This is a genomic window from Gimesia algae (assembly GCF_007746795.1).
In the GTDB taxonomy this organism is placed as follows: domain Bacteria; phylum Planctomycetota; class Planctomycetia; order Planctomycetales; family Planctomycetaceae; genus Gimesia; species Gimesia algae.
Genome location: NZ_CP036343.1, coordinates 3351181 through 3378092 on the forward strand (window position 1 = coordinate 3351181; position 26912 = coordinate 3378092).

22 protein-coding genes are annotated in these 26912 nt (G+C 52.7%); 12 read left to right on the forward strand and 10 right to left on the reverse strand.

The genetic code is table 11. From position 1 onward, the window contains the following. Positions 1 to 2 precede the first annotated feature (2 nt). Positions 3 to 686, forward strand: coding sequence for a transposase (locus tag Pan161_RS12200; RefSeq protein WP_145227152.1), 684 nt, complete (start codon positions 3 to 5; stop codon positions 684 to 686). 222 nt (positions 687 to 908) lie between these two features. Here Pan161_RS12200 and Pan161_RS12205 read toward each other — a convergent pair whose 3' ends face one another. Beyond that, the gene (locus Pan161_RS12205; protein WP_145227154.1) at positions 909 to 1754 is read right to left on the reverse strand and encodes a leucine-rich repeat domain-containing protein; all 846 of its coding nucleotides are present in this window, start codon (positions 1752 to 1754) and stop codon (positions 909 to 911) included. A gap of 258 nt (positions 1755 to 2012) precedes the next feature. Here Pan161_RS12205 and Pan161_RS12210 point away from each other — a divergent pair, with 258 nt between their 5' ends. Together Pan161_RS12210 and Pan161_RS12215 are read left to right on the forward strand one after the other, a co-directional pair. Continuing rightward, a complete protein-coding gene (locus Pan161_RS12210; protein ID WP_145227155.1) occupies positions 2013 to 2210 on the forward strand; it encodes a hypothetical protein in 198 nt (65 codons plus the stop codon). Positions 2211 to 2458: 248 nt separating this feature from the next. Beyond that, entirely contained in the window at positions 2459 to 3727 is a 1269-nt protein-coding gene (locus Pan161_RS12215; RefSeq protein ID WP_145227157.1) for an NPCBM/NEW2 domain-containing protein, read from the forward strand. Positions 3728 to 3782: 55 nt separating this feature from the next. Here the strand turns inward: Pan161_RS12215 and Pan161_RS12220 are convergent, their stop codons facing one another. Then, complete coding sequence (locus Pan161_RS12220; protein ID WP_145227159.1) at positions 3783 to 4445, reverse strand: hypothetical protein; 663 nt, start codon at positions 4443 to 4445, stop codon at positions 3783 to 3785. Positions 4446 to 4962: 517 nt separating this feature from the next. Between Pan161_RS12220 and Pan161_RS12225 the strand changes: the two genes are divergently transcribed. The 3 genes from Pan161_RS12225 (at position 4963) to Pan161_RS12235 (ending at position 8079) form a co-directional block, all read left to right on the forward strand. Beyond that, complete coding sequence (locus Pan161_RS12225) at positions 4963 to 6198, forward strand: MFS transporter (RefSeq protein ID WP_145227161.1); 1236 nt, start codon at positions 4963 to 4965, stop codon at positions 6196 to 6198. 103 nt (positions 6199 to 6301) lie between these two features. Next, positions 6302 to 6517: a hypothetical protein gene (locus tag Pan161_RS12230; protein WP_145227163.1), complete on the forward strand. Its 216-nt coding sequence runs from the start codon at positions 6302 to 6304 to the stop codon at positions 6515 to 6517. Positions 6518 to 6750: 233 nt separating this feature from the next. After that, positions 6751 to 8079 carry an outer membrane protein assembly factor BamB family protein gene (locus tag Pan161_RS12235; protein WP_145227165.1) on the forward strand — a complete coding sequence of 443 codons (1329 nt, stop codon included), beginning with the start codon at positions 6751 to 6753 and terminating at the stop codon, positions 8077 to 8079. A 31-nt stretch (positions 8080 to 8110) separates the two neighbouring features. Here Pan161_RS12235 and Pan161_RS12240 read toward each other — a convergent pair whose 3' ends face one another. Continuing rightward, positions 8111 to 8383 carry a ferredoxin family protein gene (locus Pan161_RS12240; RefSeq protein WP_145227167.1) on the reverse strand — a complete coding sequence of 91 codons (273 nt, stop codon included), beginning with the start codon at positions 8381 to 8383 and terminating at the stop codon, positions 8111 to 8113. A 183-nt stretch (positions 8384 to 8566) separates the two neighbouring features. On the opposite strand from Pan161_RS12240, the gene Pan161_RS12245 reads away from it, so the two are divergent. Beyond that, positions 8567 to 9931 (forward strand): sigma-70 family RNA polymerase sigma factor, encoded by a 1365-nt coding sequence (locus Pan161_RS12245; RefSeq protein ID WP_197995844.1) that lies wholly within the window; start codon positions 8567 to 8569, stop codon positions 9929 to 9931. 85 nt (positions 9932 to 10016) lie between these two features. Here Pan161_RS12245 and Pan161_RS12250 read toward each other — a convergent pair whose 3' ends face one another. Then, entirely contained in the window at positions 10017 to 11057 is a 1041-nt protein-coding gene (locus Pan161_RS12250) for a hypothetical protein (RefSeq protein WP_145227171.1), read from the reverse strand. Between the two features lie 197 nt (positions 11058 to 11254). On the opposite strand from Pan161_RS12250, the gene Pan161_RS12255 reads away from it, so the two are divergent. The 3 genes from Pan161_RS12255 to Pan161_RS12265 all read left to right on the forward strand — a co-directional run bounded on the left by Pan161_RS12255 (position 11255) and on the right by Pan161_RS12265 (position 13531). After that, positions 11255 to 12319, forward strand: a complete 1065-nt coding sequence (locus Pan161_RS12255) for a hypothetical protein (protein WP_145227173.1) — start codon at positions 11255 to 11257, stop codon at positions 12317 to 12319. 36 nt (positions 12320 to 12355) lie between these two features. Beyond that, positions 12356 to 12865 carry a sulfatase/phosphatase domain-containing protein gene (locus tag Pan161_RS12260; RefSeq protein WP_197995845.1) on the forward strand — a complete coding sequence of 170 codons (510 nt, stop codon included), beginning with the start codon at positions 12356 to 12358 and terminating at the stop codon, positions 12863 to 12865. 87 nt (positions 12866 to 12952) lie between these two features. Then, complete coding sequence (locus Pan161_RS12265; RefSeq protein ID WP_145227175.1) at positions 12953 to 13531, forward strand: hypothetical protein; 579 nt, start codon at positions 12953 to 12955, stop codon at positions 13529 to 13531. Positions 13532 to 13538: 7 nt separating this feature from the next. Here the strand turns inward: Pan161_RS12265 and Pan161_RS12270 are convergent, their stop codons facing one another. Further along, positions 13539 to 14570 carry a N(4)-(beta-N-acetylglucosaminyl)-L-asparaginase gene (locus Pan161_RS12270; protein ID WP_145227176.1) on the reverse strand — a complete coding sequence of 344 codons (1032 nt, stop codon included), beginning with the start codon at positions 14568 to 14570 and terminating at the stop codon, positions 13539 to 13541. A 165-nt stretch (positions 14571 to 14735) separates the two neighbouring features. Then, positions 14736 to 16187, reverse strand: coding sequence for a sulfatase-like hydrolase/transferase (locus Pan161_RS12275; RefSeq protein ID WP_145227178.1), 1452 nt, complete (start codon positions 16185 to 16187; stop codon positions 14736 to 14738). A 195-nt stretch (positions 16188 to 16382) separates the two neighbouring features. Here Pan161_RS12275 and Pan161_RS12280 point away from each other — a divergent pair, with 195 nt between their 5' ends. Then, on the forward strand, positions 16383 to 17873 hold the full coding sequence (locus tag Pan161_RS12280; protein ID WP_145227180.1) for a glycoside hydrolase family protein: 1491 nt from the start codon (positions 16383 to 16385) through the stop codon (positions 17871 to 17873). Between the two features lie 29 nt (positions 17874 to 17902). Here Pan161_RS12280 and Pan161_RS12285 read toward each other — a convergent pair whose 3' ends face one another. The 4 genes from Pan161_RS12285 to Pan161_RS12300 form a co-directional block, all read right to left on the reverse strand. After that, positions 17903 to 22852: a protein kinase domain-containing protein gene (locus tag Pan161_RS12285; RefSeq protein WP_145227182.1), complete on the reverse strand. Its 4950-nt coding sequence runs from the start codon at positions 22850 to 22852 to the stop codon at positions 17903 to 17905. A 537-nt stretch (positions 22853 to 23389) separates the two neighbouring features. After that, positions 23390 to 23887: a DUF3592 domain-containing protein gene (locus Pan161_RS12290; RefSeq protein ID WP_145227184.1), complete on the reverse strand. Its 498-nt coding sequence runs from the start codon at positions 23885 to 23887 to the stop codon at positions 23390 to 23392. A gap of 70 nt (positions 23888 to 23957) precedes the next feature. Further along, positions 23958 to 24245, reverse strand: a complete 288-nt coding sequence (locus Pan161_RS12295; RefSeq protein WP_145227186.1) for a hypothetical protein — start codon at positions 24243 to 24245, stop codon at positions 23958 to 23960. Between the two features lie 93 nt (positions 24246 to 24338). Further along, positions 24339 to 25220, reverse strand: coding sequence for a phytoene/squalene synthase family protein (locus Pan161_RS12300; RefSeq protein WP_145227188.1), 882 nt, complete (start codon positions 25218 to 25220; stop codon positions 24339 to 24341). A 468-nt stretch (positions 25221 to 25688) separates the two neighbouring features. Between Pan161_RS12300 and Pan161_RS12305 the strand changes: the two genes are divergently transcribed. Then, on the forward strand, positions 25689 to 26591 hold the full coding sequence (locus Pan161_RS12305) for a DUF1559 domain-containing protein (protein ID WP_145227190.1): 903 nt from the start codon (positions 25689 to 25691) through the stop codon (positions 26589 to 26591). Positions 26592 to 26912: the final 321 nt, after the last annotated feature.

Below are 26912 nucleotides of genomic sequence, written 5' to 3' on the forward strand. Positions count from 1 at the left end.
TTATGGGACGACCAAAACGCGCTGCCCAGGCAGGATATATTTATCATGTGCTGAACCGAGCAAATGCCCGGATGACGATATTTGAGACGGACGAAGACTACGCCGCATTCGAGCGGATCTTGTCGGAAGCGGTCGAGCAGTTCCAAATGCGGCTGCTCAGTTATTGCTTGATGCCCAACCATTGGCATCTGGTCGTTTATCCGAGTGAAGACGGCCAGCTCTCCCGCTTCACAGGCTGGCTCACGTTGACTCATACTCAACGCTGGCACGCCCATCGCAAGAGCACCGGCTCCGGCCACGTTTACCAGGGACGGTTCAAATCATTCCCGATCCAGGAGGACGAGCACTTCTATACGGTGTGCCGTTATGTCGAACGAAATGCGTTAACGGCGAAACTGGTAAAGCGGGCTGAAGACTGGCGTTGGGGCAGCCTGTATCACTGGAATCAGGGAACAACCGAACCGCAGCCTCTGCTATCTCCCTGGCCACAGAGACGCAAACCGGGCTGGCTTGAACATGTTAACCAGTGTCTGACTGATCACGAAGCACAGGCACTGACACGCAGTATCCAGCGCGGCGCCCCGTTTGGAGATAAAGAGTGGACCGAAAAAACAGTCCAACAACTAGACCTGGGAAGTACTTTAAAACCCCGAGGCAGGCCTCGAAAAGCAGATAAAGGTTCCTGACACCTTTTATCTTCCACTAGTAAAATACGAGCTCACCTGAGTGGCTCTAGCGACTGTTCGGGTTGAAAACGATACGGCTCTGCGATCAAGCTGACACACGGTGTTGAAAAGCACCAAGGAACGAACGATCTGCAAAGTCGCAGCAATTCTGTAAGCCTGGTTAAACAGTGCTCGTATCCGAGATACTAGGAACCTTAATTTTAAGGTTCCTGACACCTTTTTCTAATTATGAGAGATTTTGCAATTGGGGAGCAGCTCCTTTAATTTTGCGATTCCAGCGGGAGTGATTGATGTATTATACAAGTTCAAAGTTTCGAGATTCTTCATTGACGCCAGTTTGGGAATGTCTTTGTCGGTGACCATCCTGCATTCTAACAGGTTGAGCTTCGTCAAGGCGGGGAGAGGGGGAAGTTGATCGATTGTCAGGTTGGGGCAACCACTCAGACTAAGGACTTCCAGTTTGTCACAACCTTTCAGCATCCCGAGACTGCTCCCAGTGAGTGGAGCGCTGCTAAATTCAATGGATCTCAATGACTTCAGAGATTTCATATTCGCGAGTTGACCGATCTGCTCATCCGTGACCTCACATTCGTTGAGCGAAAAGTTAATCGTTAACGCATCCATTTCCGAGATTTTTCGTATTACGTCATCTGTGATGATGTATCCCATCAGGGTAAGTGCTTCACACTCGCCTGCATCATTTACTTGTGGTGTCACAAAACTGGGAACTCCTGCTCGGGGTTTGATCCCCAGTTCTTTCTCCAGTTCAGCAGCTGCTTTTCGATTCCTGCTTTGCATTTTAACCCCCGCCCGTATTTCAGCATCGGTTGGTACAGTTCCTGATTTTCCAGGTACAATGAATGATGATTTGGGTTTGGTGACTGATTCTGTCCCTGGTTCCGGGAACTCTGCTTCCGGCATATCGACTTCAACCGTTGGTTCGGTACTCTGACTGGTTTCATTGGCAAGAGGCGCTGTGTTATTTTCAGCAGGCGGTTTTATTTCCTTGCAACTGGTCAGATTGATGAATAGAAGTAAAATTGAAAGCGCAGTCGTGGATCTCATCATCGTTTTTTCCTTATTGAAAAAATGGATTCACTTCACTAGATGCCCCCATACAAGACAGAGCATTCTGCACTGTACAGGTTTCTAACTGACGGATCAAATAATTTATCGCAATTTGAGTCACCTTCCACGGTTTTGTTGATTCCTCCCACTTGCATGATTTTATAGCTGGGAATAAGACATCATGTCTCAATAATCACTTTTTATTCCGTGCTCTAACAGGAATAACCATATCGTTTCAGTGCCGCCTGCTCATGCTGAATGACAACCCTGTGGAAACACAGCTCCCCCTGGGTCCGGCAGCAGAAACAGCACACTCCCGCCTGGCTGGCGACACAGAAGAAAACAGCACTACCACGAAACTGGCGGGCGCTGGTGAATGAACCACAGACCGATGACGAACTGGCAGCCCTGCGAAAAAGCATCGTCCGAGGCACACCCTTCAGCGGAAACAAATGAATCAGTAACACGGCCGCACGACTCTCCCTGGAAAGCACCACCCGCCCCCGTGGCAGACCCGGCTGGAAAAAGAATCCTGGAGCGCATCACATTTAACCATAGCGACTCTCGATCTATTATACTCGGTCCAAATGACTCTGGAGACGCTACAATAAAACTGGACACAGTCTGGTATCTCGAGTACGGGTCGCTTAAAATTGAGTTCTCTCGATTGATTCCCCGAACTCAACAATAACAGAGGAAGAGCCATGTGCGTGCGTCGTCTTGTTTTTGGATTGATTCTCCTGACCTTGTGCATTTCTCCGTCGCCTTCTCTCTGGGCCTGGGGGAAAGGTCATCGGCTGATTCGGCTCTGGGCGGTGGCACGACTGCCGGAATGGCAAACTGAATTGATTGGCCAGGAGAATCTCACCCGTCTCTGTCGGGACTACACGTCGCTGCAGGATAAACATGCCGGCGGAAAAGCGCCCCAGTTGGATCCCTATTGCCTGGTGCCGGGCGTGCGGCTGTCGCTGCATGATGTCAACCCACCGACGCAGAGTGCGACTGCCATTCAATGGTATCTGGAGCAAATCGCCGACAACCTGCAGGCCGGCAAAACGGATGAGGCGATGAAATTCCTGGGAGTGCTCTGCCACTGGAACGAAGATCCCGGTTGTCCCTCTGCGCACAGCAGCCCTGTCACAGAGTTGCAGCTCAAAACGCTGCTGCCCCCTCCGAAAGATAAAGCACGCCTCAATTATCTGTTTGGGGCGGGGGGCTTCATGGATTCCGGCGATTATCAACTGGCGGACGAAAAATACACGCCCCAACTGCTGGGACGGACGCGGAACGAAGCGGCGCTGCGGATCTATGAGCATCAGAAGCTGTTGCGTCATCATGCCGCGGCGCACATCATTCCCATCGTGCAGGACACGATGCAGGGAGACGGGACCAAAGCGGACGAGCACCGGGCGGCAGCGGCCCTGGCCAACGGACGCCACACAGCGGATGTGATCTTTACCGCGATCTGCCTGGCGACCGATCACATTGACGATCAGGAGTTTCACTTCGAGGAACAGCCACTGACCGACTGGCTGCCTGATTTCCGGGGGCGGATGATTCCCCACCCGTATTACGTGAAACCGTTCCTGGTGAATCAGGCGATGGATGCAAAGCGGCAACTGCATCCCCTGAAGATTAACACGACCGAATACGAAACCGGTTATGGAATGGGGACCCCGTTTGAACTGGACTTCGTCCTGGCCCCGGGGAGCGTTTTCTCGCGTTTCACCTGCGACGTCGGACTACATCCCACCGCCGGAAAGAACGGGGCGGTTATATTCGCGGTCGTCGCGAACGGCAAGGAACTGGTGCGCACTAAACCGATTCGCGTGGGTGATGAACCAATCAAACTGGACGTCCCCTTGCCCCCGTCTGAGGTACTGAAACTCTCTTTGAAGACCATCGCGGATGAAAGTTCTGAAGCCAGCCATAACCTGGCCGTCTGGGGGACGCCGATGTTGAAGACTGAGTAAGCTTGTTTAAAGGGTTCAGCAACTGACACACCCTCGGTTGGCGCCGGTCGCTCACTCAGGTTCCATCCCACACAGACACCTCAAGAAACTCCGCAAGGGTATTCGCATCTTCACGAATCTGGTCCAGCTTGCCATGATCGACGACATTCGTACGTACGCCATCCCGGGAGACAAGATTCATTTCATAGCTGTAATACGAATTTTTGCTGCCACTGACATGTTCCGCAATTAACTGAATGGAATGGATTTCCTTGAAAGGCATCAGCAATTCATTAGCAGTCGCATACAGTAATTCGTCGGCCGGTATATTTCCTTTCCAGAAGCAGTCGAACTGCTTATCAAACACAACCGGTTTAGTGCCGTAATAGAACATCAGGCCACAGATCAGCGCAAAGACCAGCCCGAACGCTCCCGGGAGGAGTACATCCGCTGTGAAAATATCTCCGCTTACGATGATTTCAGAGATTGATATTATCGATACTCCCAGCCCGATAAAAAAGAAGATCAGGTAAAACGCTTTCGCGCCCAGCGTGGCGCGAAACTCATAACGATGTGGCGAGACCTGCACCAGCTTTCGCGTACAGAAACTCGCCCCGCCCCCTTTGAGCGGTGACCATTCCGTTTGCATCGCGACCGGATCGTCCAGTGTCGTCGGATCAAAGTGTTCATTGGCCGCTGGTACTAAGCTCTTGAGTTTGTCGACCAGGTTGCGAAACATCGACTGCCAGCCTTATTGGAGAGGTAAATCCATATGAAATGGTGAATCCATTTTTGTGGACATCATATCATCACAACATGTGCATTCAAATGTTTGTCGCAATAAAACCGTACACATTGTTCGACCTCTGCATTCAATCGATCTGACAGTCTGTTGAATTAATTCAATTGATCTCTCGATCACTGTACCATACGAAGAAAAAGGGGATGGTACTCAATAGAAGAAAGGCCTGACCTGCGTTGTAGAGAACTCCCCCCCCGGCTGTCTCTTTTCGGTCTGCAGGGCAATCATCCGCCTGCGGAGACTGGCACGAAACCGGCTGATCTGAAACAATCTCCACTGACGCTAACACTGGCTCGGAAGTCGATTTCCTGAACGTCTGCTTCCACCGGGCTGACACTGAACCTGGAACAGTCAGAGGTGTCCCTCTTTCGAGACGCCCCCGGTTCAGGATCAGCTTCTTCCCTAAATAAAGCGCCCTGCTGAGAGACCGCTTTTCAGATAGATACAACGTGTGATGACGAAAACAACGCAACAGGAGACCCCGCCTGCCGAGATAGACGGAGAGAGACATGCCACTCCTCCCGCTGAACGCTTAAGTAAAAGTATGACGCTGCTCCTGGCGACGACGGTCGGCATGGTGGTCGGCAACATGTATTACATGCAGCCTCTGCTGGGGTTGATCGCCATTGACCTGGGACTGACCGAAGGGGAAGTCGGCAGCGCCGCTACTTTAAGTCTGATTGGCCAGTCCGTGGGGATGCTGCTGATCCTGCCCCTGGGCGATATTTTCAACCGCCGTCCCCTGATCCTGATTTCGGTCTTCCTTTCGATCTGCGCACTGCTGCAGGTCGGGACAGCTCACGGCGTCGTCTCGCTTTCGCTCGCCTGCCTCGCTTTGGGACTGGCGACCACAGGCACGCATATGACGATTTCCCTCGCCGCCAGTCTGGCCAGCCCCGAACAGCGCGGGCAGGTTGTCGGCACCGTGGTCGGCGGACTCCTGACCGGCCTGCTGCTCTGTCGAACCATCAGCGGATTCCTGGGAAAGCTGATCGACTGGCAGTCCATTTATTTCATCGCAGCAGGCATGCTCGTCTGTCTGTTCATTCTACTCTGGCGTTACCTTCCGAGTACCACGCCACAGATCCACATGCCCTACTTTCGCCTGCTGACCTCGATGTGGAAAATCTTCCGTTCGGAACCAGTACTACGTGAATCGTGTCTGTTCGGCAGTATGAGCATGGCCGCGTTCTGTGCCTTCTGGATGACGCTCGCCTTTCACCTCGAACGCCCCCCCTTGAATTACGGCAGTGACGTGACCGGCATGCTGGGACTGCTGGCCATCGGAGGTGCCATCGCCGCCGGCATCACTGGGCGACTGGCGGACCGGTTCGGGGCCCGGCCGATCATCGGTCTGTTCCAACTCTTCACCCTCTCCTCATTCGGCATTTTTTATCTCTGGGGAGAATCTCTGCTCGGATTGGGAATCGGCGTCGTGGTGATGGACCTGGGCATCCAGGCGGTCCACGTGGGCAATCAGTCGCGGATTTACAGCCTGGCCCCGGAGGAGCGCAATCGCCTGGGCACGATCTACATCGTCACCTACTTCGCCGGCGGATCGCTGGGCGCCGCGGGCAGCGTCTGGAGCTGGACCCATTACGGCTGGTCAGGCGTCTGTGCCATCAGCGCCCTGTTTCTGGTGGTCTCCACCCTCTACTGGGGTTTCACGGTACGACGGTATGCTGATTGAAATAGTTTGATAGAAAATAAGAATCGCGTTCTAAAGAAGGTTCTCCAATGAAACCCTCATTAAAATACAAAAATACTCCGGTACTTTGCTCCTCGCATTGTTAGTGACTCCACTCTCTGCAGTCCCTGCCGTTGAGCCTGCTACGCAACCTGCTCGCAGCGGTGTCGAACAGGCGTATGCGGAATTGTGGGGGCGGTTCGTTGATTCGTACGGCATCATTCATGACTTTGTGGGAGATCTGCCGACGCCGGAAGACTGTCGGCTGGGCAAGCCGAACGCCATTGGCTGGTGGAGTCCCATTGAAGACGGGCTGCGGTAATGCATTCTCTATATCCACATCCGGAACTCATTTAAGTAGGCGCGAGGTCAATGTACTATTCTGTGATGGCGTGATAAGATACCACTGTGAGGATCACCGCCTTCAAGCCGGGCAGGCTCCGTGAATCAATTCCGGAGGAAACCATCCGCGCACTCTGATGGACTCTCTGGTCAGCCGACAGAATCGGGGCCGGGAGCGTTTCCCCTGAATTGAATCAAATGAGGATAGATCGAATGAGTCTGCGTATTGTCGTCTTGTTGTTACTGCTGTTCACAATGAACTTATCTGCCCAGGATCGCTGGCCCGGTTTTCTGGGTGCGGGAACCTCCGCCATCAAAGCCGATTCCATTCCCACCAGTTGGTCGCCTGAGAAACATTTGGAATGGAAATCCGACATTCCCGGCTATGGTCAGTCCAGCCCGGTCATCTGGGGAGATCAGGTATATGTCACTTCGGTCGAGGGACCAGAGAAAGAAAAACTGCACGTCGTCTGCTATTCGCTGCAGTCCGGCAAGCAGCTCTGGGATCATATAGAACCTTCGACTAATCCAGAGAAAAACAGCGTGTATATCAGCCGGGCGGCTCCCACTCCGGTTCTGGATGAGAATGGAATTTACGCCTACTTTGAAAGTGGCGATATCGTTGCGTTATCACATGAGGGAAAACGGAAGTGGGCGGCCTCGCTGACAAAACGTTACGGTGCCCCGCAGAATAAATTTGGACTGTCCGCCTCTCCGGTTCAATGGCAGGATCGACTGATGATTCTGATCGACGACGAAGGCCCTTCCTACCTGACCGCGGTCAGCAAAGCAGACGGCAGCGAATTATGGAAAACCGACCGCAAGAGCCGCGCGAGCTGGAGTTCGCCCATGCTGGTTCCGGTGGGCGAGACATTTCAGGTTGTCTGCAGTTCGGCCGGTTCTGTCGACGGCTACGATCCCCAGACGGGCAAACAGTTATGGACCTACGAGCAGGTGGGTGGCAACAACAAGACCAGCCCCGTCCCCGCCGGCAACGGACAATTTCTGATCGGTGCTTCCCCCGGACGTGAAGGCGATAACAACGAACTGGCGAAAAAATCCAACGGCCTGTTTGAAGTCAAACAGCAGGATCAGACCTGGCAGCCTCAGTTCGTCTGGACCAACCCGAGCCCGGTCCCTTCCTGGGCAACCCCCATCGTCTATCGCGGAAATGCGTACTGGGTGAACCGGGTCGGCGTGGTCTACTGCTTCGACGCGATTGACGGCAAGGAAGTTTTTACCAGCCGCATCAAGGAATCCTGCTGGGCCACACCGGTCGGGCTGGGAGATCACATTTACTTCTTTGGTAAAAACGGCGTCACCACCGTCCTGCAGGCGGGCAACGAATTCAAAGTCATCGCAGAAAACGAACTCTGGACCGAAGACGCCCCCCCGGTCAACAACAATCCGACTGCCGCCGAAGATTCAGAAGAACGCCGCCGTTCCGCCGCCATGTTCTCCCGCCCGACCCTCTATGGCGCGGGCATTGTGAACGGTTACCTGGTGCTGAGAACCGGCAGCCAGCTGTATTGCATTCATTAACAAAACTCAACATTGTAACCTTCTTTGTACCTCATTTTAAAGGGGCTTTCCTCTCAGTAATGGGGGGAGTCTTAGCCGCCATCTCTGCATTGAGCTGAATATACTCCCGCAACTGGTCCGGGACATCGTCCTCGTAATAAATGGCATCGACAGGGCATTCGGTGCGGCACGCGTCGCAGTCAATGCACTCCTCCGGATCGATGTAAAGCATCTGGTCTCCTTCGCGGAAGCATTCGCAGGGGCAGACGACAACGCAGTCTGTATATTTGCAGCCAGAGCAGGCGGCGGTCACAACGTAGGCCATTTCAGGTCCTTTCAAAAACGAATTCCGAACTTAATTGATCTTTCAGGAGTCTTTTCTCCCAGGGTGTATCCGGTTTTCGGGTAAGATTGGTCAGAGAATCTTTCAAAAATTCGAGAAATCCTCCCATCTTCTTCTGAAATGAACTTTGTCGATAGTCGGGAATCGTTTACGAAAGTGTCGAACTTGAATTCACAAGAGCTGCTGCAGATGTACCAGGCGGGCCAGAGCGAAGCGGCGACTGCCATTTTTGACCGCTATGTCGCCAGGCTCATCGCCCTGGCGCGCAGCCGCATTGGCTCCAAACTGGGTCGTCGCGTCGACGCCGAGGACATCGTACAATCGGCCTATCGCAGTTTTTTTGTGCATGCCAGTGGTGATGAGTACCAGCTGAAGGAGACAGGTGATCTGTGGCGGCTGCTGGCCAGCATCGCACTTCACAAGCTGTATGGTCAGATTGAAAAACATACGGCGGCCAAAAGAAGCGTCCACCATGAAGATCCCACAGACCTCGCCACTGCAGCAGCGAGGACGCCGGAACCGTCGGCAGGGGAAGTTGTCGCGATCATTGAAGAACTGCACACGGTGATCAGAGATCTTCCACCGGAAGAACGTATGGTCCTGATGGCCAGTCTCCAGGGTCAAGAGAACCCGGAGATCAGTAAATCCGTCAACAGATCAGAAAGAACGGTCCGCAGATTACTGGCAAACGCTCGGCGGAAGATTGAACAACGACTATTGCCTGGTGTCACCACCGATGTTCAATCCTCAACGTCCGTGGTGGAGTACGAGGCTCCCCTGCTCTATTCGGATTATGTTCTGGAGCAGCTTTTGGGTTCAGGTGGCATGGGAAAAGTATTCCGAGCCAGAGTAAAAGGTACAAAACAGAAGGCAGCCATCAAGTCGCTCCACAAATCACGTCAGTCCGATCGCCGCGCGGTGGCCCAGTTCGTCAAAGAGGCACAGCTGCTTACCAGGTTGCATCACGCCAATATTGTACGCGTCGAGGGACTCGGTCGATTCCCGGGAGGTGGATATTTTATGGTCATGGATTATGTGGAGGGCATCGACCTGCAGTCTCAACTGGACGTACAACCGTTTTCCATCAAAGCAGCGCTGGGCATTCTCAAAAATGTGACGGACGCAATCAGCTACGCGCACGACAAGGGAATCATTCACTGCGACCTCAAACCGGGAAATATTCTGCAGGACAAAAATGGTAATGTTCTGGTAACCGATTTCGGGTTCGCATTCCTGATCGCCAATGGTGCTACTGTGGAAAACAGCATTGGAGGCACAGCGGGATTTATCGCTCCAGAGATATTGAGCCACCAGAGTCTGCCCACACCGGCAACAGACATTTACAGCCTGGGCGTACTTTTATGGACGCTGATCACAGGCAGACTGCCCGAGAAACCGTTCATACACCGCAGTAGGGAAATGGAACTGAAACCCGTTTTCCGTGTGGTAAAACGCTGTCTCTCCGATGATCCCCGGAAACGCTATCAGACAATCACCGAATTACAGCAGGAACTGATGGCGATACAATGACGGGAAGAGGACTCATTATCAGTAAACCCTGGCCCTTTATTATCCCTGATACCTGCATTGATTTCTGATGATGCGGAAAGACCAGTCACTTCAGTTCCCCACTCTTTTTTCCACCCACTGTAAACTCCCGGGCGTACCCCAGGTTGCGGGTCTCTTTCAAATCTTTCACCTGTGCAGAAGTCATTTGAGACAAATCCGTGACCTGGGTGCCGGGCGCGAATTCGAAATGGGTATCACGCGAAATATCCTGGTTGACTTTCGCATCCAGGACCTTCATTGTCGTGCGGGTGAGCAACCTGTCGTCCCGAAAAAACTGCTCTTTCACTTCGTAAGGTAGCCAGATATCTTTAGCAGCCTCACGAAAATCGCGACACTCGCAGGAGGAAATGAGCTGCTCCTGGGGCATCAGGTAGAACTTCTCGCTTTTCACCCGGAAGCCGTATTTCTTACTGATCGTGAAAACCTGTCGGGCTGGCTTTCCGCTGGCTGGAATTTTCCCGGTCCAGCTGATAACGAACTCATCCGCGTCTTCTTTGAGCAACTGGAAGTCGCGGAGTTTCAAAGCCTCGGGCAGTGATGACCATTTCGCATTGCTGATGTCCTCCGGCGAAGCCAGTGGATCCTCGACATAGAGGGCGATGGCGCGCATGTAAGTCGATCGTTGAACCAGATTGCGAAAGGGATAATAGTTTTTTCCATACTGCATTCCCACGTTGCCAGGCAGTGGGACATTTCGATTGAGGCCCCCTTCCGTCGCGGTCACCCATTCGTGGCTGCGTATCGTTTCCAGCGTGTAGTTCCCCTGCTCATCTTTTTTCGCGTGCTCCTGTTCATCCCATTGGAATCGTTTGATCTGACGCTCTGCATCAAAGGCGACAATTTCCGTCGCTTTTACGAAGGAAACCCGCCCTGTCATCCTGGCAAGTTCGGTTAACTCGTAAGGGGATGTGGTGTCATTGCGGATTTTGAGATACAGAGACTGGAACCGGTTCCGGGAGGCCTCCCAGGCTTTGATCAGCCGCTCGGGAACCGCGTCCGCACCGCGCGCTGTTCCCTGCCCCGACAGGAGGAGCAACGAACAGGCACAACAGAAAATCAACGGGATTCGTATGTAATTCAGAAGCATGGCGGCAGCCTTTCGCTGAGAAACTGAACTTCAGTATTTGACGCACGTGGATAGAGATGCCACAATGTGCAATTGTACCAAGGCCACCTCTCTGCTGGAATTAATCTTTACCAGAATGCCGTTTTGCTTTGAGTGCAGGCGTTTTTCATTCGAGAGTTGCTGCTCCCTTGCCTGTCCGATTCCCGAGGAGAAGAGTCATGAATTGCAACAATCGCGTCCTCCTGACTGTGCTGACAGTGATGCTGGGTGTTTCTCTGTCAGGTGTTTCTGTCTTGGCAGCCGATCCTTTGAAATGGCCCGAGAAACTGCCCGACTCGATACTCAAACTCAAACAGGCAAAACATCCAGAGATTCCCAGTGAGTCAAACGCTTCCCTGAAAGAGGGTCTGGAGCGGCTCAAGCTAGCGATGCGTCCCGACAGTCACCTCAAATCGGGAACCGTAGTCATCGAAACCGAAAAGTTTCTGCCACCGCGTTTACATCGGGGACGGGTACCGCTCATCCTGACCACGCTCACCTTTGATACCCAGGTCAAACCATCGCTCTGGGCACAGTGGACCAGCACCGCTGAAAAAAACTGTGCCTTTGTCCGATCGACAGAGGATACGTTTCTGTCAGAGAGTTTCCCGACCTATAGTGGCAGACAAAGAATTTTGATCCGAAAGAAAGACTTTATTCCCACATCCAAATATTGTGACCTGTTTCCTGTTTTTTCATTGACCTACATCCCCCATTTCCTGCTGGGCCGACCGCAGATGCATGAAGTTTTTGTCCAGAACTCGGTTTTTAAAAAGGGGCAGTTCTTCGTCGAAAAACAGGCAGACGAACCCTGGATCATTCACAAGGTGATCGAGAATAGTGATCCCAAAAGTATGCATAAAAAATATCATGCGATTTTCGAAGTCACCGCAGACGAACCCTGCTACCTGATCCGAATGATTTTCTGGTCACAGAAAAGGGAGTCGGATGAATGGGAAGTGAATTTGGCACTGCAGAACGATTTTGATGAAGTCGATGGCGTTAAAGTTCCCGGGCAAACCGTTTACTATTCTCGGAGATCCAAGGGGACTGAGGATGATGCACAGCGATTGACTCTCACCTGGAAAGATGTCAACAAGCCCTGCGATCCGAAAACGTTCAGCGAAAAACTACTGGAACCGACGCCAGAGACGGGAATCTTTGATCTTAGACAAATATCGGACGGCGTCGTGGGCGTTCCTTATGGCGAATTTCAAAAGACAAAAGGCCCTTCAGACAAGTAGCATTCATGCAGGGAATTTTCTTTTCCAGTTCCGTTTGTGCCGGTGCTGTTCCGGTTGAATGGACCGGAGCACGCTCAAGGTCGCACTCTCGATACTCCCATCAATTCCGAAGACTTGATGCCGACACTGCTGGGTCTTTGCGAACTCAAGATCCCTGCCAGCGTCGAAGGGCTGGACTATAGCGGTTATCTGCGTGGCGATGAAAATCCTTCCGACGGTGCGACAGTCATCACCTGCCCTGCCCCCTTCGGTGAATGGAAGCGAAGTCGAGGCGGCAAAGAATACCGGGGCCTGCGAACTACCCGATACACTTACGTCCGCGATCTCAAAGGTCCCGGGCTGCTGTACGACAACCAGGCGGATCCTTTTCAGCAACAAAACCTCTGCAACGATCCAGGTATCGCACAAGTCCAGGCCGAACTCAATGCCCTGCTCAACAAAAAACTGGCTGCCCAGAATGACCAGTTTCTACCCGGCAGTAAGTACGTTGCAAAATTCGGAAACAAGGTCGATCCGAAAACAGAAACGGTGCCTAATACGAATTGAGGAGAACACGATCTGCTTTCACTTTCGTGGCGAACACAGTAAACTGAGAATGAACTGATTACACATCATCCTGCAGGAAAAAGAGACGTGAGTTCGACAAAGCTGATATTCCGTTTTTCACAAATCTTCTGGGGCCTGTTCATCGTCATGCTCGATTTTTCGTTCAATGGCTTTGACCTGCTGCCGGATGGCATCGGTTACCTCCTGATGGCAGCAGGCTGTTATGGTCTCGCTTCGCTGTCGCCTCGTTTCCTGATGGCGCAAACGCTGTGCCTGATTCTGGCTCTGCTCTGGCTGATTCATTTCGCCATTGACGGTAGTTCTGCGATTCTATTTAATTTTGTAAGGCAGGTGACGAACTGCGTCATGATCTGGCAGTTGCTCGGCGGGATTCGCGAATTTGCACTCTCAAAAGAACGACCGGACCTGGCCCGGAGGGCTGAAAATCGCCGGCTGGCCTACGTCGCTATCATGGTTGTCACCTTTCTACTCACCCTCGCCATGGAGGGCTCACCTGAGGCGAGCCCTCTGGCCTTCGTCCTCGCCCTCGCCATGCTGATTCTGCTCATCATGATCCTGCATCTGATTCACCGCGTCAAAACAGTACTGGCAATCGCGGAAACAGTAAATCAGGCCGTATCCGAGCAGAGTGATCTTTCCTGCTGAAAAAAGATCAGGTCTCAATCAGGTAAGAACCCTCGATGATTTCGATTCCCGCAGCAGTAATAATGGCCGCTTGGGGTGGCTTGTCTCTCCGACCGCGAATCGCCGCGCAGCCAGCTTCCCCATTTTTATTGATGGCGACGATCTTGTCGTTGAAATCGACTTTGTCTGCGCCGCCGTTGATCTTTACAATCCGCTGGCAAAGTGCCTCGCACGCTTCGCGGGGGCTCTTGCCTGCCCGCATCTGTTCGACGACGAAAAAGCTGCCACACGTCCGCAGGATTTCTTCACCCCGCCCTGTCGCGCCTGCGGCTCCGACTTCGTTGTCCACGTACAATCCCGCGCCGATGATGGGAGAATCACCAATCCGGCCCGGCAGTTTGCCGAACAGACCCGAAGTCGTCGTGCAGCCCGCCAGGTCTCCCGTGTTGTCCAGCGCCAGAATATTGATCGTGCCCGTTGGCCGTTTGTCGAGATCGTAATTCCCGTCTTGGGGAGGCAGCCAGTCGTCTTTGTCGCTCAGGTTCTCCTTCCAGCGGAGCCACATCTTTCGCGATTGATCGGTCAGCAGATTCTCTTCTTTAAATCCGTGTGCCCGGGCAAACTGGCGGGCCCCTTCGCCGACCAGATGAACGTGATCGGTCCGCTCCATCACCAGCCGGGCAACAGAGGACGGCGTCTTGATATTCTCCAGCGCGCCGACAGATCCGCAATTATGGGTCCGGCCATCCATGAACGAAGCATCAAGCTGCACGACCCCGTTTTCATTCGGCAATCCGCCATATCCCACGGACTGATCTTCGGGATCCAGTTCCGTCACCTGGGCCGATTTCTCGACCGCATCAAGAATGTCGCCTCCCGCTTCCAGCACATCCCAGCCAGGCCGGAGCACCTTTTCGGCCCACTCTTCTCCGCGGCTGCAGAGAATCAGAGGACGGCGGGGAGCGGGTCTCTCCTGCGCACGTGCCTTGAAATTAGCGAACAGTGAAAACGAAGCCCCCAGCCCCGCTGCCGATTTGATAAAAGTTCTGCGATTTGTCATAGCTCGATTATACGGTCCTTCTTATTTGCAGAGCAAATACTTCCTGAATGAATCGCCCTGTTTCTACTGACATCAAAAAGGCAGACTCCACTGCAAGAACCCGCCTCTTTCACTTTTCTTTCGTGCCATTTCGTGCTTTTCGTGGTGGTATCAAAGCAACGACGATTACTGCTTCGTTTTCGCTTTTCCCTTCTGCTTTTTCCCCGCTCCCGGAATCCCCGGTTTCTGGTCCCACTTTTGTGGGGGATTCTTCTCGTAAATGGGCGCACCGTCTTTCGCGGGAAACTGCGCTGCAATCGCAGTCAGTCGCTGCAGCGCGGCGGTGACTTTAGGAAGTTGCAAGTCAATCAGGTTCTGCTCTTCCCACTGGTCTCCGGTGATCCTGAACAGTTTGATCGGCTTTCGGTTTGAGTCGATCCACAGTTTATAATGTTTGTCGCGGATCACGCGGTCGTCGTAGTCCAGCGCAGGCTGCACGCGTCCGTCACGCAAAGCTGCGGGGCCGCCTCCCATTGAGAGAATCCACTTGCGCGGCCCCTCTTTCGTATTGCCAAGCATCAGCGGTGCGAACGACTTTCCATCTACGACGCGACCGGCGGGCAGCGTGCCGCCCCCCAGTTCCGCGAACGTGGGCAGAATATCGGTGAAGTCGATCAGCGCGTCGGTCTCCACCCCGCCGGGAACGGTCCCCGGGCAGTTGACGATAAACGGCATCGCGGTCCCGTTGTGTTCCGTCATTTTCGTCTTGCCACCCCGCACGAAGTGGCCGCGAAATTTAATGTTGCTCTGGCCGCCGGTACCGTTGTCTGTGGTGAAGACGATGATCGTGTTCTCGCGGAGGCCCGCTTCGTCCAGAGCCGCCATCAGTCGGCCTAACAGTTTGTCGGCATAGCGTACCATCACCGGAAACAGGCGTAACTTGTCTGTTTCGTCCTTGTTTAACGGCGTCGTAGTCAAAGGCGTGTGCGTCAAAACCATCGGGTAATACAGCAGCATCGGCTGATCTTTATGTTTGCCGATGAAGTCGATCAGGTAGTCACAGAAAATATCGGGGCCGAACTGGCCGGGGTAGCTCTGGCTCCCCTTGCCTTTGATATTGATATAAGGGTCCCAGTAGCGATTCGCACTCGGCGGGTTCTGTGCTTCATAGCCGGTCCACATGCACCAGTCATCAAAGCCCGCTTCCAGCATCGCATTGGGTTCCACGCGGAAATCATCGATCTGCCACTTGCCCGCGGCACACGTTTTGTAACCCGCATCGCGCAGCACATTCGCAAAGGTCGTATTCAACTGCGGATCGAAATGAGCGCCCGCGCCCCAGCGGGGGACATCCCAGTGATTGGTCCAGCCATGCCGAAACGGATACTGCCCGGTGAGCAGTGTCACCCGCGTCGGCGTGCATTGTGGCATGCACCACGCATTCTCGAATTTCATCCCGGTCGCCGCCAGTTCGTCGATCGCGGGAAGTTGTATCCACTCCTGACCGTAGCACCCCATCCATTCCTTGCCCAGATCATCGACCAGAATGAACAGGATGTTCGGCTTTTTAAGCTCGGCAGAAACAGTCGACTGCAGCAACAGAATAAACACGATCACAGACAGCAGGGCACGCAACATGGCAGAAACCTTCCAGCATCAGCGAGGTCATTGGTCAATCAGTCTTTTCTGATTTTAGTCCCTCAACTGTGCCATCACAACAACAAACAGGCATGCGATCGTATCACATGTTGCAATCTACCCGTGGTCAGGCTAACCTGAAGAGTGACCTCAATCCGTCATTCCAATCCCTCAACACACCCGGAAACCAGACTGATGAATATGATGAGAGCATGCTTCCTCTTGATCCTGTCTGTTACTTTCGCCACCACATCCGCTTTCGCAGCCGACGACTGGGTCATCGATACCCTGAAAGAATGGCAGGCTGCCGCAGTCGGAAAAGACAACATGGAAATCCAGAACGGCACGGCGATCCCCACAGACAAAGTCGCCACCTTCACCAGTAAAACCAAACGCTTTAACCAGAAACAAACAGCGAAATCAATCACCATCGAACAGTCACCCGTCTGGCAGAACTGGGAACCGGTTGCCAACCTGGGTCCGGTGAATCTGCAGGACGCGCCCGTCTTTCTGGCGATCGGACCGAACAACTACTGGGTCTTCGGTCGCTACGGCGGCGCTAAGAAAAAGAAAGGCTTCCAGGCAGAGCCTGCGACGCTCGACGGTTTCGATGTGAAACTGCAGACCACTCCCTGGAAACATCAGTTCGATGCACCGGGCGGACTGGAAAAGGGGCTCGGCGGATATCATGGCTGGCAGAGCCGCGACATGGTCAACTGGGTGCATCACGGCCCGGTCACCGAAGGCTTTTCCCGCTGGGTGACCAGTGCCGAGTATAAAGACGGTAAGGTTTATATCTACTATGACTACCCCAACGACCAGGACCCGCATGTCTACATCGACGAAGATCTCACCGACGGCAAACCCGGCAAAAACATGGGGCTGGCAGTCAAAGATCCTTCACACGGTTCCGACGCCGGGTTTATTCGTGACAAAGAAGGGCGCTTTCATGTGATCCTCGAAGACTGGAGTCCCATCAATGCCAGCAAACGCTCGTGGGACTCCCCCCTCGCCGCACATGCTGTCAGCGAAGATGGCGTCAAAGACTGGAAGTTCCTCGCGCCGCCGGTCGACAACCGCACGCAAGATACCGGTAAGATCGCCGAATACAAACACCCACACTGGCTGCAGCATCCGGACTGGAATACCAACATCGGCAAGTACAACGTCCATGAACCCGAACAGGAAGCCTACGGCGACTGGGCCCCGATCTGTGTCGGCTCTCAATACTACCTGTTCGGCGACTACGATCCTGCCGGTGGCGGACACATGAGTGTCGGCTGGTTCACGAGTCCGAACATCGACGGACCTTACTCCTGGTGCGACAAGATCGGCGAAGGACACCCGGACCCCGACATCGGCTTCGCCGAAGGTCGTTTCTACCTGTTCACGCAGCAGCAGACCGACTATGTCAGCCCCGGACCCTGGGTGGAACAGGTGGAAGTCCGCGTGGGCGTCGATACCGACAACGACGGCAAACTCAACCAGTGGTCCGACTGGAACGAAGTCCAAGAGACTTACGAAGACACGCCCGGGCTCTCGAAGCACGTCAAAAAAACGCCTGCGAGGCTCGACCTGAAAGACCTGCCCGCCGGATATGGCTTCGGTTTTGAACTGAAACTGAAAGACACGACCGCCAATAAGTCGAAGCCGATGATTGACAAAGTCACGCTGACGTTTGAGTAAAGAGCCTCCCCGGCAGTGAATGACAGCGTCTACTTGGGCTGCGTTTGATCAATCTTCGTTTCCGTATCGGGACTGGTGTGAACAATAGCCCGACGAAATTCCAGTTGAAGTTCGTTATGGCCGGTTCCCGCGAACTTGACATGGACTGGATCGGGTTTGACCCACTTGGGAAACGTAATCCGCGAGCGAAGTCCCGAGAACAGACCAACGCGGTCTCCGTCCAGGGCAACATCGATGCTGACGTTTTCACCGTGGTGGCGGACTTTCGCCGTCAAGCGCTGCCAGACATTTCTTTTCAACCTGGCGTCCTTGTTGCTGTGCTCTGGAGCAGCGTGTCGATCTTCTTTTCCATCAATTACCATGAGTGCACTGCCGAGTCCGCCTAGATGCAGGCGGATCGCCTGCTTATCGCCCAGCGGTAAGTCAAGCTGTAAAGGTGCGAAGCCCGATTGCTTCAACTCAAGTTCGATGTCAAAATCACCGCTGATTTCCTGTGGAAACGTCGCACCGGCCCAATCTTTTCTCTTCCTGGATGCAGTGCTGTTACCGATAAGTATTCCGTCTTGCATCTGCCATGTCATATTCCTGGAATTCAATGTCGTGGGCACGAGATCAGATAACAGGTCGATTGTCTGAGTCGAGTCATGGTTCACTTTCGCCGACTTCGCCATGTCGATCGTCATCGCCGCCCGGAATCCGATGATAGGAAAACTGCGATCCTGCAGTTCGAAATTGCGATGCGCTGATCGCTGGCGAGATGTAGAGAGGATATAAGCTCCGCCACGATTCACGCGACCAGTTCCCGAAGCGACACCGACTGGATCATCGACAGTTGAGTTTATGGAGTAATCGTCCCTCACTCTCTGAAACTTGTCACGACACCACTCGAGCACGTTTCCATGCATATCGTACAATCCGAACGCATTTGGTTTCAGCTGCCCTGTCGGCTGTGTTATTGAGCGGCTGTTTTTGGAATGCCACGCGAACTGCGACAGATTCTCATCATCATCACCACAATACCACGGGGTGGTTGTTCCCGCGCGGCACGCATATTCCCATTGGGCTTCCGTGGGCAAAACAAATTTCAGGGACGGATCGGTTGTCTGCTTGTTCAACCTGGCGAAAAATAACTGAGTTTCGTCCCAGCTCACCATTTCAACAGGATGAGTCGGATTGCCTGCATGCTTCGACGGATTCGTGCCGACTACCGTCTGCCACTGCGACTGCGTTACCTCGTAAGCTCCCAGATAGAATGGTCGCGTAATCCGAACTCGATGCAGCGGTCCTTCCAGGGGAATTCGCTGGATAGAGTATTTGTCATCTGATGCAATCGCTTCTTTGAGGAATCTGGCTTTCTCTTCTTCCCCCGCTCCCATCATGAATTCACCGGGGGGAATGAGCACGAAGGCCATCTTCTCGCCGCCGGGCAGTTCGACTTCCTTCTCAACCGGCAGGCCGAGATATTCCGCCCATGCTTTCTGATGTGCTTTCCCCTGTACTGCGTCGAACGGGGCGACGGCGGGCAGCGGGGGCGAAGTCGCGCTCCGTTCTGTACCAAGGTAGCGGTCCGTTGCAACGTCGCGGACCATCACCGAGTGAAATGTCATCACGGAGTTGGCACCCAGGGACAGTCGATCAACGTCAGGGGTCTTTAACCACGGGAATGGCGAGAGGAGCTTCGGATCGCCGGCCCAGTGGATGGCGAGTTTGTCGTCCAGGTAGACCTCCAGGCTATCCTTGCGAACGGCGAAACGCACCCGATGGTGGACTCCGGTCTTGAGTGGAATCCCCTCTACATAGGCGGGCGACTCCTGTGCGGTCTTGCCATTGATCATCTCAATGAACCAGGCGCCTTTAGGGAGACCATCCATTGCGAGTGCCGCCTGATAGCCAAACCAACTAAACACCAGATTAGCTCCTCCGGGCCCATCGGCTGACCTTTCAAGGATGATCTCCACATCGTACTCGTCTGGGAGCTCGAACTTCGGAAGTTGCAGTAGTGACATTTTACCCTGGACCCGCTCCGGGTGCAGCACGGAGCCCCTGCCCCGTTTCCAGGTGCCGTGGAGTACATCCTCGTCAAGATTGACCTGGGCGAGCAAATTGGGACCGACTTGTGCGTCATTGTTCGACACACCGTCGACTTTCACCCACTTTGCCCCGACAATTTTCCCGTCGTGCCCGTTGCCGGAAGAATCTTTCAGGATGTCGCCGGAGCCTTCGTTAAAGTGATACAAGGCGAGGGTATGTTGATCATTGGTAAATTCGTCTGGTGGGGTAAATTCCGTCTCATAACGCAGTGTATTTGAGATGCGGATTTCATCAATTTTGCCTTTAAACCGAGCGCCATTATGACCACCGATTTCGAGTATCCCCTGCGGAGAAAAGCTCCCCGTGTTATCCTTCCGTTTGACTGGTTTCCCATCGATGAAGAGTTCCAGTGATTTACCATCCCATTGCCCTGCGACGTGCGTTCGTGTCTCCCACTTGTTGATCTTCGGACCAAAAACTTCGACCCGCCGATCGATGCTTGCCTGTCTTCCCCCAAATTCCCAGCGGCGAATCCCCCCCACTTGAATGGTCAAAGAATCTAACTTGCCGCCATAGAACAAAATGGCATTGGATGTCGACTTTGGAGAAGGCGTCAGCCACCCTTCAAGCGTCAGCGGTGGGGAGCCGGAAAGTTGAAAATCAGGAACTTCAACTCGACTCGTTTTTCCATCGAAATAAAGTGCATCATTTCTCTCAGAATTCTGGCTTGCAACAGTCTGATCTAATGGCACCCACTTGGCTCCTTCGATCTTCCCGTCATATCCGTTACCGGAGGAGTCCTTTAGAACCTCGCCAGAGCCTTCGTTGAAGTGATAGAGAGCAAGGGTGTCGGCATCGTTAGCAAACTGCTGAGGGGGATCAAAGCGTTTGTCAAAGCGGGCAACCTTCGAAATTTTGACCCCGCGAATTTTTCCAGCAAATTTTGGTCCCAGTTGAACTGATTTCCCACTTTTCGCATTGACGTTTCTGGGGAGCTGTTTCAAATCCATCGGCTCCCCGTTCACAAACAGCTGAATTGTACGGTTCTTAATCACTCCCGCTAAATGGACCCAGTCTTCTGGTGCAGGCAGTTGTTTCGATGAGGAAGTACGCACCATTTTCTCATCGTTCTCACCTCCCAGATTAGCCATAAACCCCCATCCATCAATCCAGCGCAGTAAAGCACATGTGTAATTGTGATTGAGGACATATTTCATCCCGCTCTCATGATTGTTGACATCAGAATCCTGGACAAAAACCTCATAGGTCAATTCATCGCGTTCACTCCAGTTGGTATTCGGTATTATCACCACACTTGTACCATCGAACTGGAGAGCATATTTACCTTTCGTTCCAGAAGTCCCTGGAGTCTTGCTACCGTCGCTGTTGGATTTCGCGAAAAAAGGAGTTGCCGTTTTTTCACCGTTCTCACTGGGGTTGATCACGGAATCGGAGGCGGCAGTCTGCTCATCCTGTTTGCCGGGAAGGATGAAAGAAACAACCACAAGCAACAGCAACAGTCCCCCAATTCCGCCAGCGATCAGCAGTTTCTTAGGCGGGCCGGACGAGTTTGACTTAGAAGCGGCAGTTGACTTGCCCGCCGACGATGACTTCTTCCTCTGCTTCGAACGCAGCCTGTCTGCCGAGGATTTGGAACGGTCTATCGAAATCAAAGCCGGGTTCGATTCTTCTTTCGCAGTAGGAAGTGATTTCGGCTTCGGCCCTTTCTTTTTTGCCTGTGCCTGCCTGTGTCTTTCGTCGGGGTTGCGCAGAACTTCCTGCAAGTCCGTCGCGACGTCCGTCATGGACTGGTAACGCTGCTGCTGGTCACCGGCCATCATTTTCAGACAGATGGCCTCCAGGCGCGGATCAATGTCGGGACGCAATTCGGAAGGCTTCGTCGGATTGTTGAGCGCAATCTGCTGCAGCAGCGCCATCAGGTTTCCCTTGAACGGCATCTCACCCGTTATCAGTTCATACATGATGATGCCCAGGGCGTAGATATCGGCCTGATGATCGATGGCGGACTGGTCGCCCGCCACCTGCTCGGGCGCCATGTAGGCCGGTGTCCCGATGATCGCTCCGCTTTGTGTCACCTGCACATCATCACTGGAACTGCGACGGGCGAGACCGAAGTCCATGACGACCGGCTCACCTTTCAGATCGACCATGATATTGGCGGGTTTCAAATCGCGGTGAATCACACCAATCTCGTGTGCTTCAGCCAAACCTAAAGCGAGCTTGCGAATCGTGGTGATAATCTGTTTTTCGGAATGAGTCTTCTTCGACTTCGTGTAATCCTTCAGCGGTCGGCCATCAATGAACGCCATGGTGATATAGTGCTGACCGTCGATTTCACCGACATCGTAGACGGGACAGATATTGGGACTGCGCAGGGTCGCTGCTGCCCGGGCCTCGCGATAGAAGCGTGCGAGCAGTTCTTCGTCATCAACGCCGTTCCCATCACCGAACTTGGGAATTTTCAGAGCGACATCACGATCCAGCTGCGTATCTTTGGCAAGATAGACTGCGCCCATCGCGCCCTGCCCGAGCACCTTTTGAATCGCGTAACGACCGAAGGAATCGGAGATCTCGACACTGGTCGCTGATTCCGCCTCTGACTGATCATAAGCCTGGGTGAGCGACGATTCTGAATCACCTGACACCTGAACAACGGTATGGTCGAACGCTTCCTCGGTTGAGATATTGCCAGAATGGCTGGTTCCCATTGACGACTTATCAGCTCCTGCTTTGTCAGGATGCGATGGAGCTTCTAACTCATTCCACTGTTTGAAATACCGAGTGAGTTCATCGGTATGTTCGGGATGCTCCGCGATGAATTTCTCGAAGGGGAACGGTTCACCAGCGTCGGTGCGAGTTTTGAAATCAGCGATCAACTGATCGATATTCAAACTCTGACCATCAGCATCCAAAGGTTTGTCACTCATACCCGCAGCCTGAATTCCTGTTGTCGTTGATGCTCAATGATGCGCTGATTGACTGTAATCTGGAATTTCACTGCGTTTACAGCCAACCTATTCGTTTCCCAACCTGAAGATAAAATCACAATATCGAAATGGACGAACCAGTGTACGATTAATGAAAATTCCTCTGTGACTTACATTCTGACCATGTTCACAACTGATCACAACCCTAAAAACAGCTCACAAAGGAGCGGTTACAGATCCAACATTTAAAAGCCGCTGCAATCGGCCCTCTTCAAAGACAACAAACTCTGCCAATGACCCGGTGAGACCCCGACTGAGAACGCTGTCGCGAAAGTGAATTGATCAAGAATCACCCGTGGAGTACCTGTGATATGCGAGTCCCCCGTCTCAGTTCCATTGTTCGAGTTGGCCTTTGCTCAGCACTCTTCATTGCCGATGCCGGTGTGACTCTCAAACCTTGACAGCACTGAAAACTGCTGTCTGATGACGTGCGGCGAGTTTCGGCTCTAATGCTGTTTCATTAATCGCCAGCTGATTCTATTTACGGATGGTCGATGACTTCATCCAAAACCAATACTTGATTCGAAAAAACAAAGGGCCCAGAATGCCAATCCCAATACCCAGAACGAGAAACAAATGCCCGTTGCTTGCCGCTCCCGGCTCAAGCACGGCATCAGCAGGATTGTCGGGGTTATAGGCTACGACGACATTCCCGCCTGCCGGATATTGTTCGTGTTTCTCCCTGATTTTTGAAACGGAAGAAGCTTGTCCGTTCGCACCAAACCGATATACGTCGGATGTATAGCGAATTTCATTGACAACAAAATCATAAGCGATGTTGAACTTCGCTGTGTCATTATCAACATCGCTGAGGATCATTTCTGATCGCGAAATTTTTCCGGCTGTAGTCGGCCATGATTCACTCTGCTGGGCGCGTCTGATCAAATAACTGCCATAGCAGATCATAACGAGACCCAGAACCAGAATGAGCAGGCTGAGAGCTTTCAGATTGTCATTTAGCTGATCGTCATACATCTGATTGATCACTCCCCGCTGCTGCAGAATCAGCTTGTATTTACACGCGGTTCAACTCTTTTAGCCGGCCTCACAATTCCTTTGATGCTGATTCCTCTGCATCTTCCTGAATGAGAGGGGCTGAGCCATTCTGGTTCACTTTTTCCTGTTTAAAAACGAAGTAGCTCAATATTACCGTAGTGGTAAGAAAACTGAGAACTGCTAACACAAATTTCATGTAGGTAGGCCAGGGATACATGGGAACCGTATAGGCCATCTCACTGGCATTGTAATACTTCAAATCAAAACCGAGCAGAACAACCAGATAGCTTGATGGAAACACCAGCAGGGACATTAGAAAAGATCTTTTCTTAATCATCGATTCAATTCCTTATGGTAAGGGGGAGTCGATATTGATCAATCAGGATTCAACATGATTGAATGAATTAGATTGTATCATGAGCTCGACTCTTTACGAAAACCAGCGGGCGGCGACGATGGCTTCGCCGGCGATCAGCAGTTTGCGCCAGCGGGGCAGGCCGCAACGGGTGGCGTAGACGTTATAGTCCATGCGTTCCATTTCCGTAAGAATGCCGCCGTAAATGCGGTGCATGGCTTTCAGGATGCGCTGCCCTTCCGGCGAGAGATAATCAAACAGTCGTTCTGAACTCTGATAGTAACTGCGGGCACGGTCGACTTCGAACTGCATCAGTTCGCGAAAACGCTCATCATAAATCTGTGACTGAATATCAGACCGCGTGTATTCGAAGCGGTTTAAATCTTCCTGGGGCAAATAGACGCGGCCCATCTGAATGTCTTCTGCCAGATCGCGCAGAATATTGGTCAGCTGAAATGCAATTCCACATTCGACCCCGGCTGCGAACGCCCGCTCATCATGAAAGCCCCAGATGTGAATGCAGCATAATCCGACCACTCCGGCCACGTGGTAACAGTACTCCTTTAACTGTTCAAAGGTAGCAAACGTGACCGGTTGCAGGTCTGACTCGACGCCGGTGATGACCGCAAAAAAATAATCACGGGGGATCCGATAACGTTGAATCATATCCCGCAACGCCGGGAAACAGGGATGGTACGGCGGCGCATCCGGATCACTTTGATCTTCGAGGACCAGATATAATTCCCGCCGCCAGTTTTGCAATGCGGTCCCACGTTCGTCCAGACTTAATCCCGATTGATCCCCCAGGTCGTCCACCGTGCGCATATAGGCGTAGAGCACACACATCGCCTGGAACTGCTCTTTCCGTAACGCCAGAAACGAATAATAGAAATTCCCCGCAGTCTGTTTTGCCAGCTGCTGGCAATAAGTATACGACTCGGACAGGCGTGTATTCATCGATTCTCTGGGATCGGGTACAAACAGGGGACGGCACTAACGGACTTCCATCTTAACTACACAAACATCAATTTGAAATCCGTCTACCTGCTTCGCCCGAACATCCCTTCATAAATAATTCATGATCCACATTCCCCATGCTGGAAAATGACTGAGCCGACAGCGGGCCTCCCCTGAAAAACCCGTTCTCCTGACCCCGTTCCCTGAAATCCCCCCTGAGTTTTGCCTGATCACTGCGAAAAACAGACAAATCCGGTTCGGTTTGCGTTCTTTCCAGCAGTTCATTTTACGATGACGTATTATAGTTCTCCCGGCGACCACAGTACGTTAGAGATGACCTGTGCCGCACACAGTACTCTTTTACAATTTGTTTGCATTAGACATTGACTTCTGCAATCGTTATGTAATAATGACTGCATTGTCAGTATCCCTATAGAATACCTACCCGCTAAGACCTGGAGTTGCGTGATGCAGAAAATCAAGCCGACACGACGTGGTTTCACCTTGATTGAACTTCTGGTAGTGATCGCCATTATCGCGATCCTGATTGCCTTACTGTTACCGGCTGTCCAGCAGGCACGCGAAGCGGCCCGTCGCAGTACCTGTAAGAACAATCTGAAACAGATCGGACTGGCGTTGCATAACTACCATGAGACTCACAGCATTCTCCCCTCTGGCTGGATTGGTGTGCAACCTGGTGTGGGCGCGAATGTGGAATACGGCAGTGGCTGGGGCTGGGGAGCGATGATACTCCCCTATATGGACCAAAGTCCGTTATACCAAAAGATCAACTTTAATCTCGACATCAACGATGTTGCACAGACCCCGGGTCTGATTGACATCGTTTTACCTGCTTTTCGCTGTCCTTCTGATCCTGCTGACAACGCATTCGATCTGGAAGAAGAAGACAGTCCGGGAACCGTCCTGGCCCGCCTGGCGACGGCCAACTATATCGGTGTATTCGGCAGTGAAGAACTGGACGATTGTGAAATTGTCACGCCGGGAACGAATTGCCAGAGTTCCGGAACATTTTATCAGAACGGTAATACCCGTTTTCGCGATATCACAGACGGCTTGTCCCAGACCCTGTTTGTGGGAGAACGTAAAACCGATGCCACCGCCGGCTGGTATTCCACCTGGGTAGGTGCCGTCCCTGAAGGCGCAGAAACATTTGCCCGCGTGCTCGGCGCCACCGATCATGTACCCAATGATCCCGCTGCCCATTTTGATGATTTCAGCAGCCATCATACGGGGGGCGCGCAGTTTGTATTCGGCGACGGACGCGTGCGGTTCATCTCAGAAAACATTGATAAGAATGTCTACCAGTCACTGTCGAGTATTCGAGGGGGCGAGTTGACCAACTTCGAGTGATCTCAATCTGACATTTGCTACGCGAGTAGAAGGCTCTGCCAGAAACGACCAGTCATTTGCTTATATGACTGGTCGTTTTCTTGTTACCGGAAGATGTGCGCAAGCATTGCAGTCGTCAGGGTTCCTGTCAATTTGCCGATTTTTTTACTTTTTCCGATACCGACAGTTCGCTGCGAATCAATCTGATCTGTTCGCGTCCCTGTATCAGAAATGATCGTATTCCATTGTTTTCAGAGGGTTGACTGTGGCTGTCTGTTGATACTGATCTGGGCGAACTATTCGCTCGACAATGAAAAACTGAGGCGTCAGATTCCAGTTCGG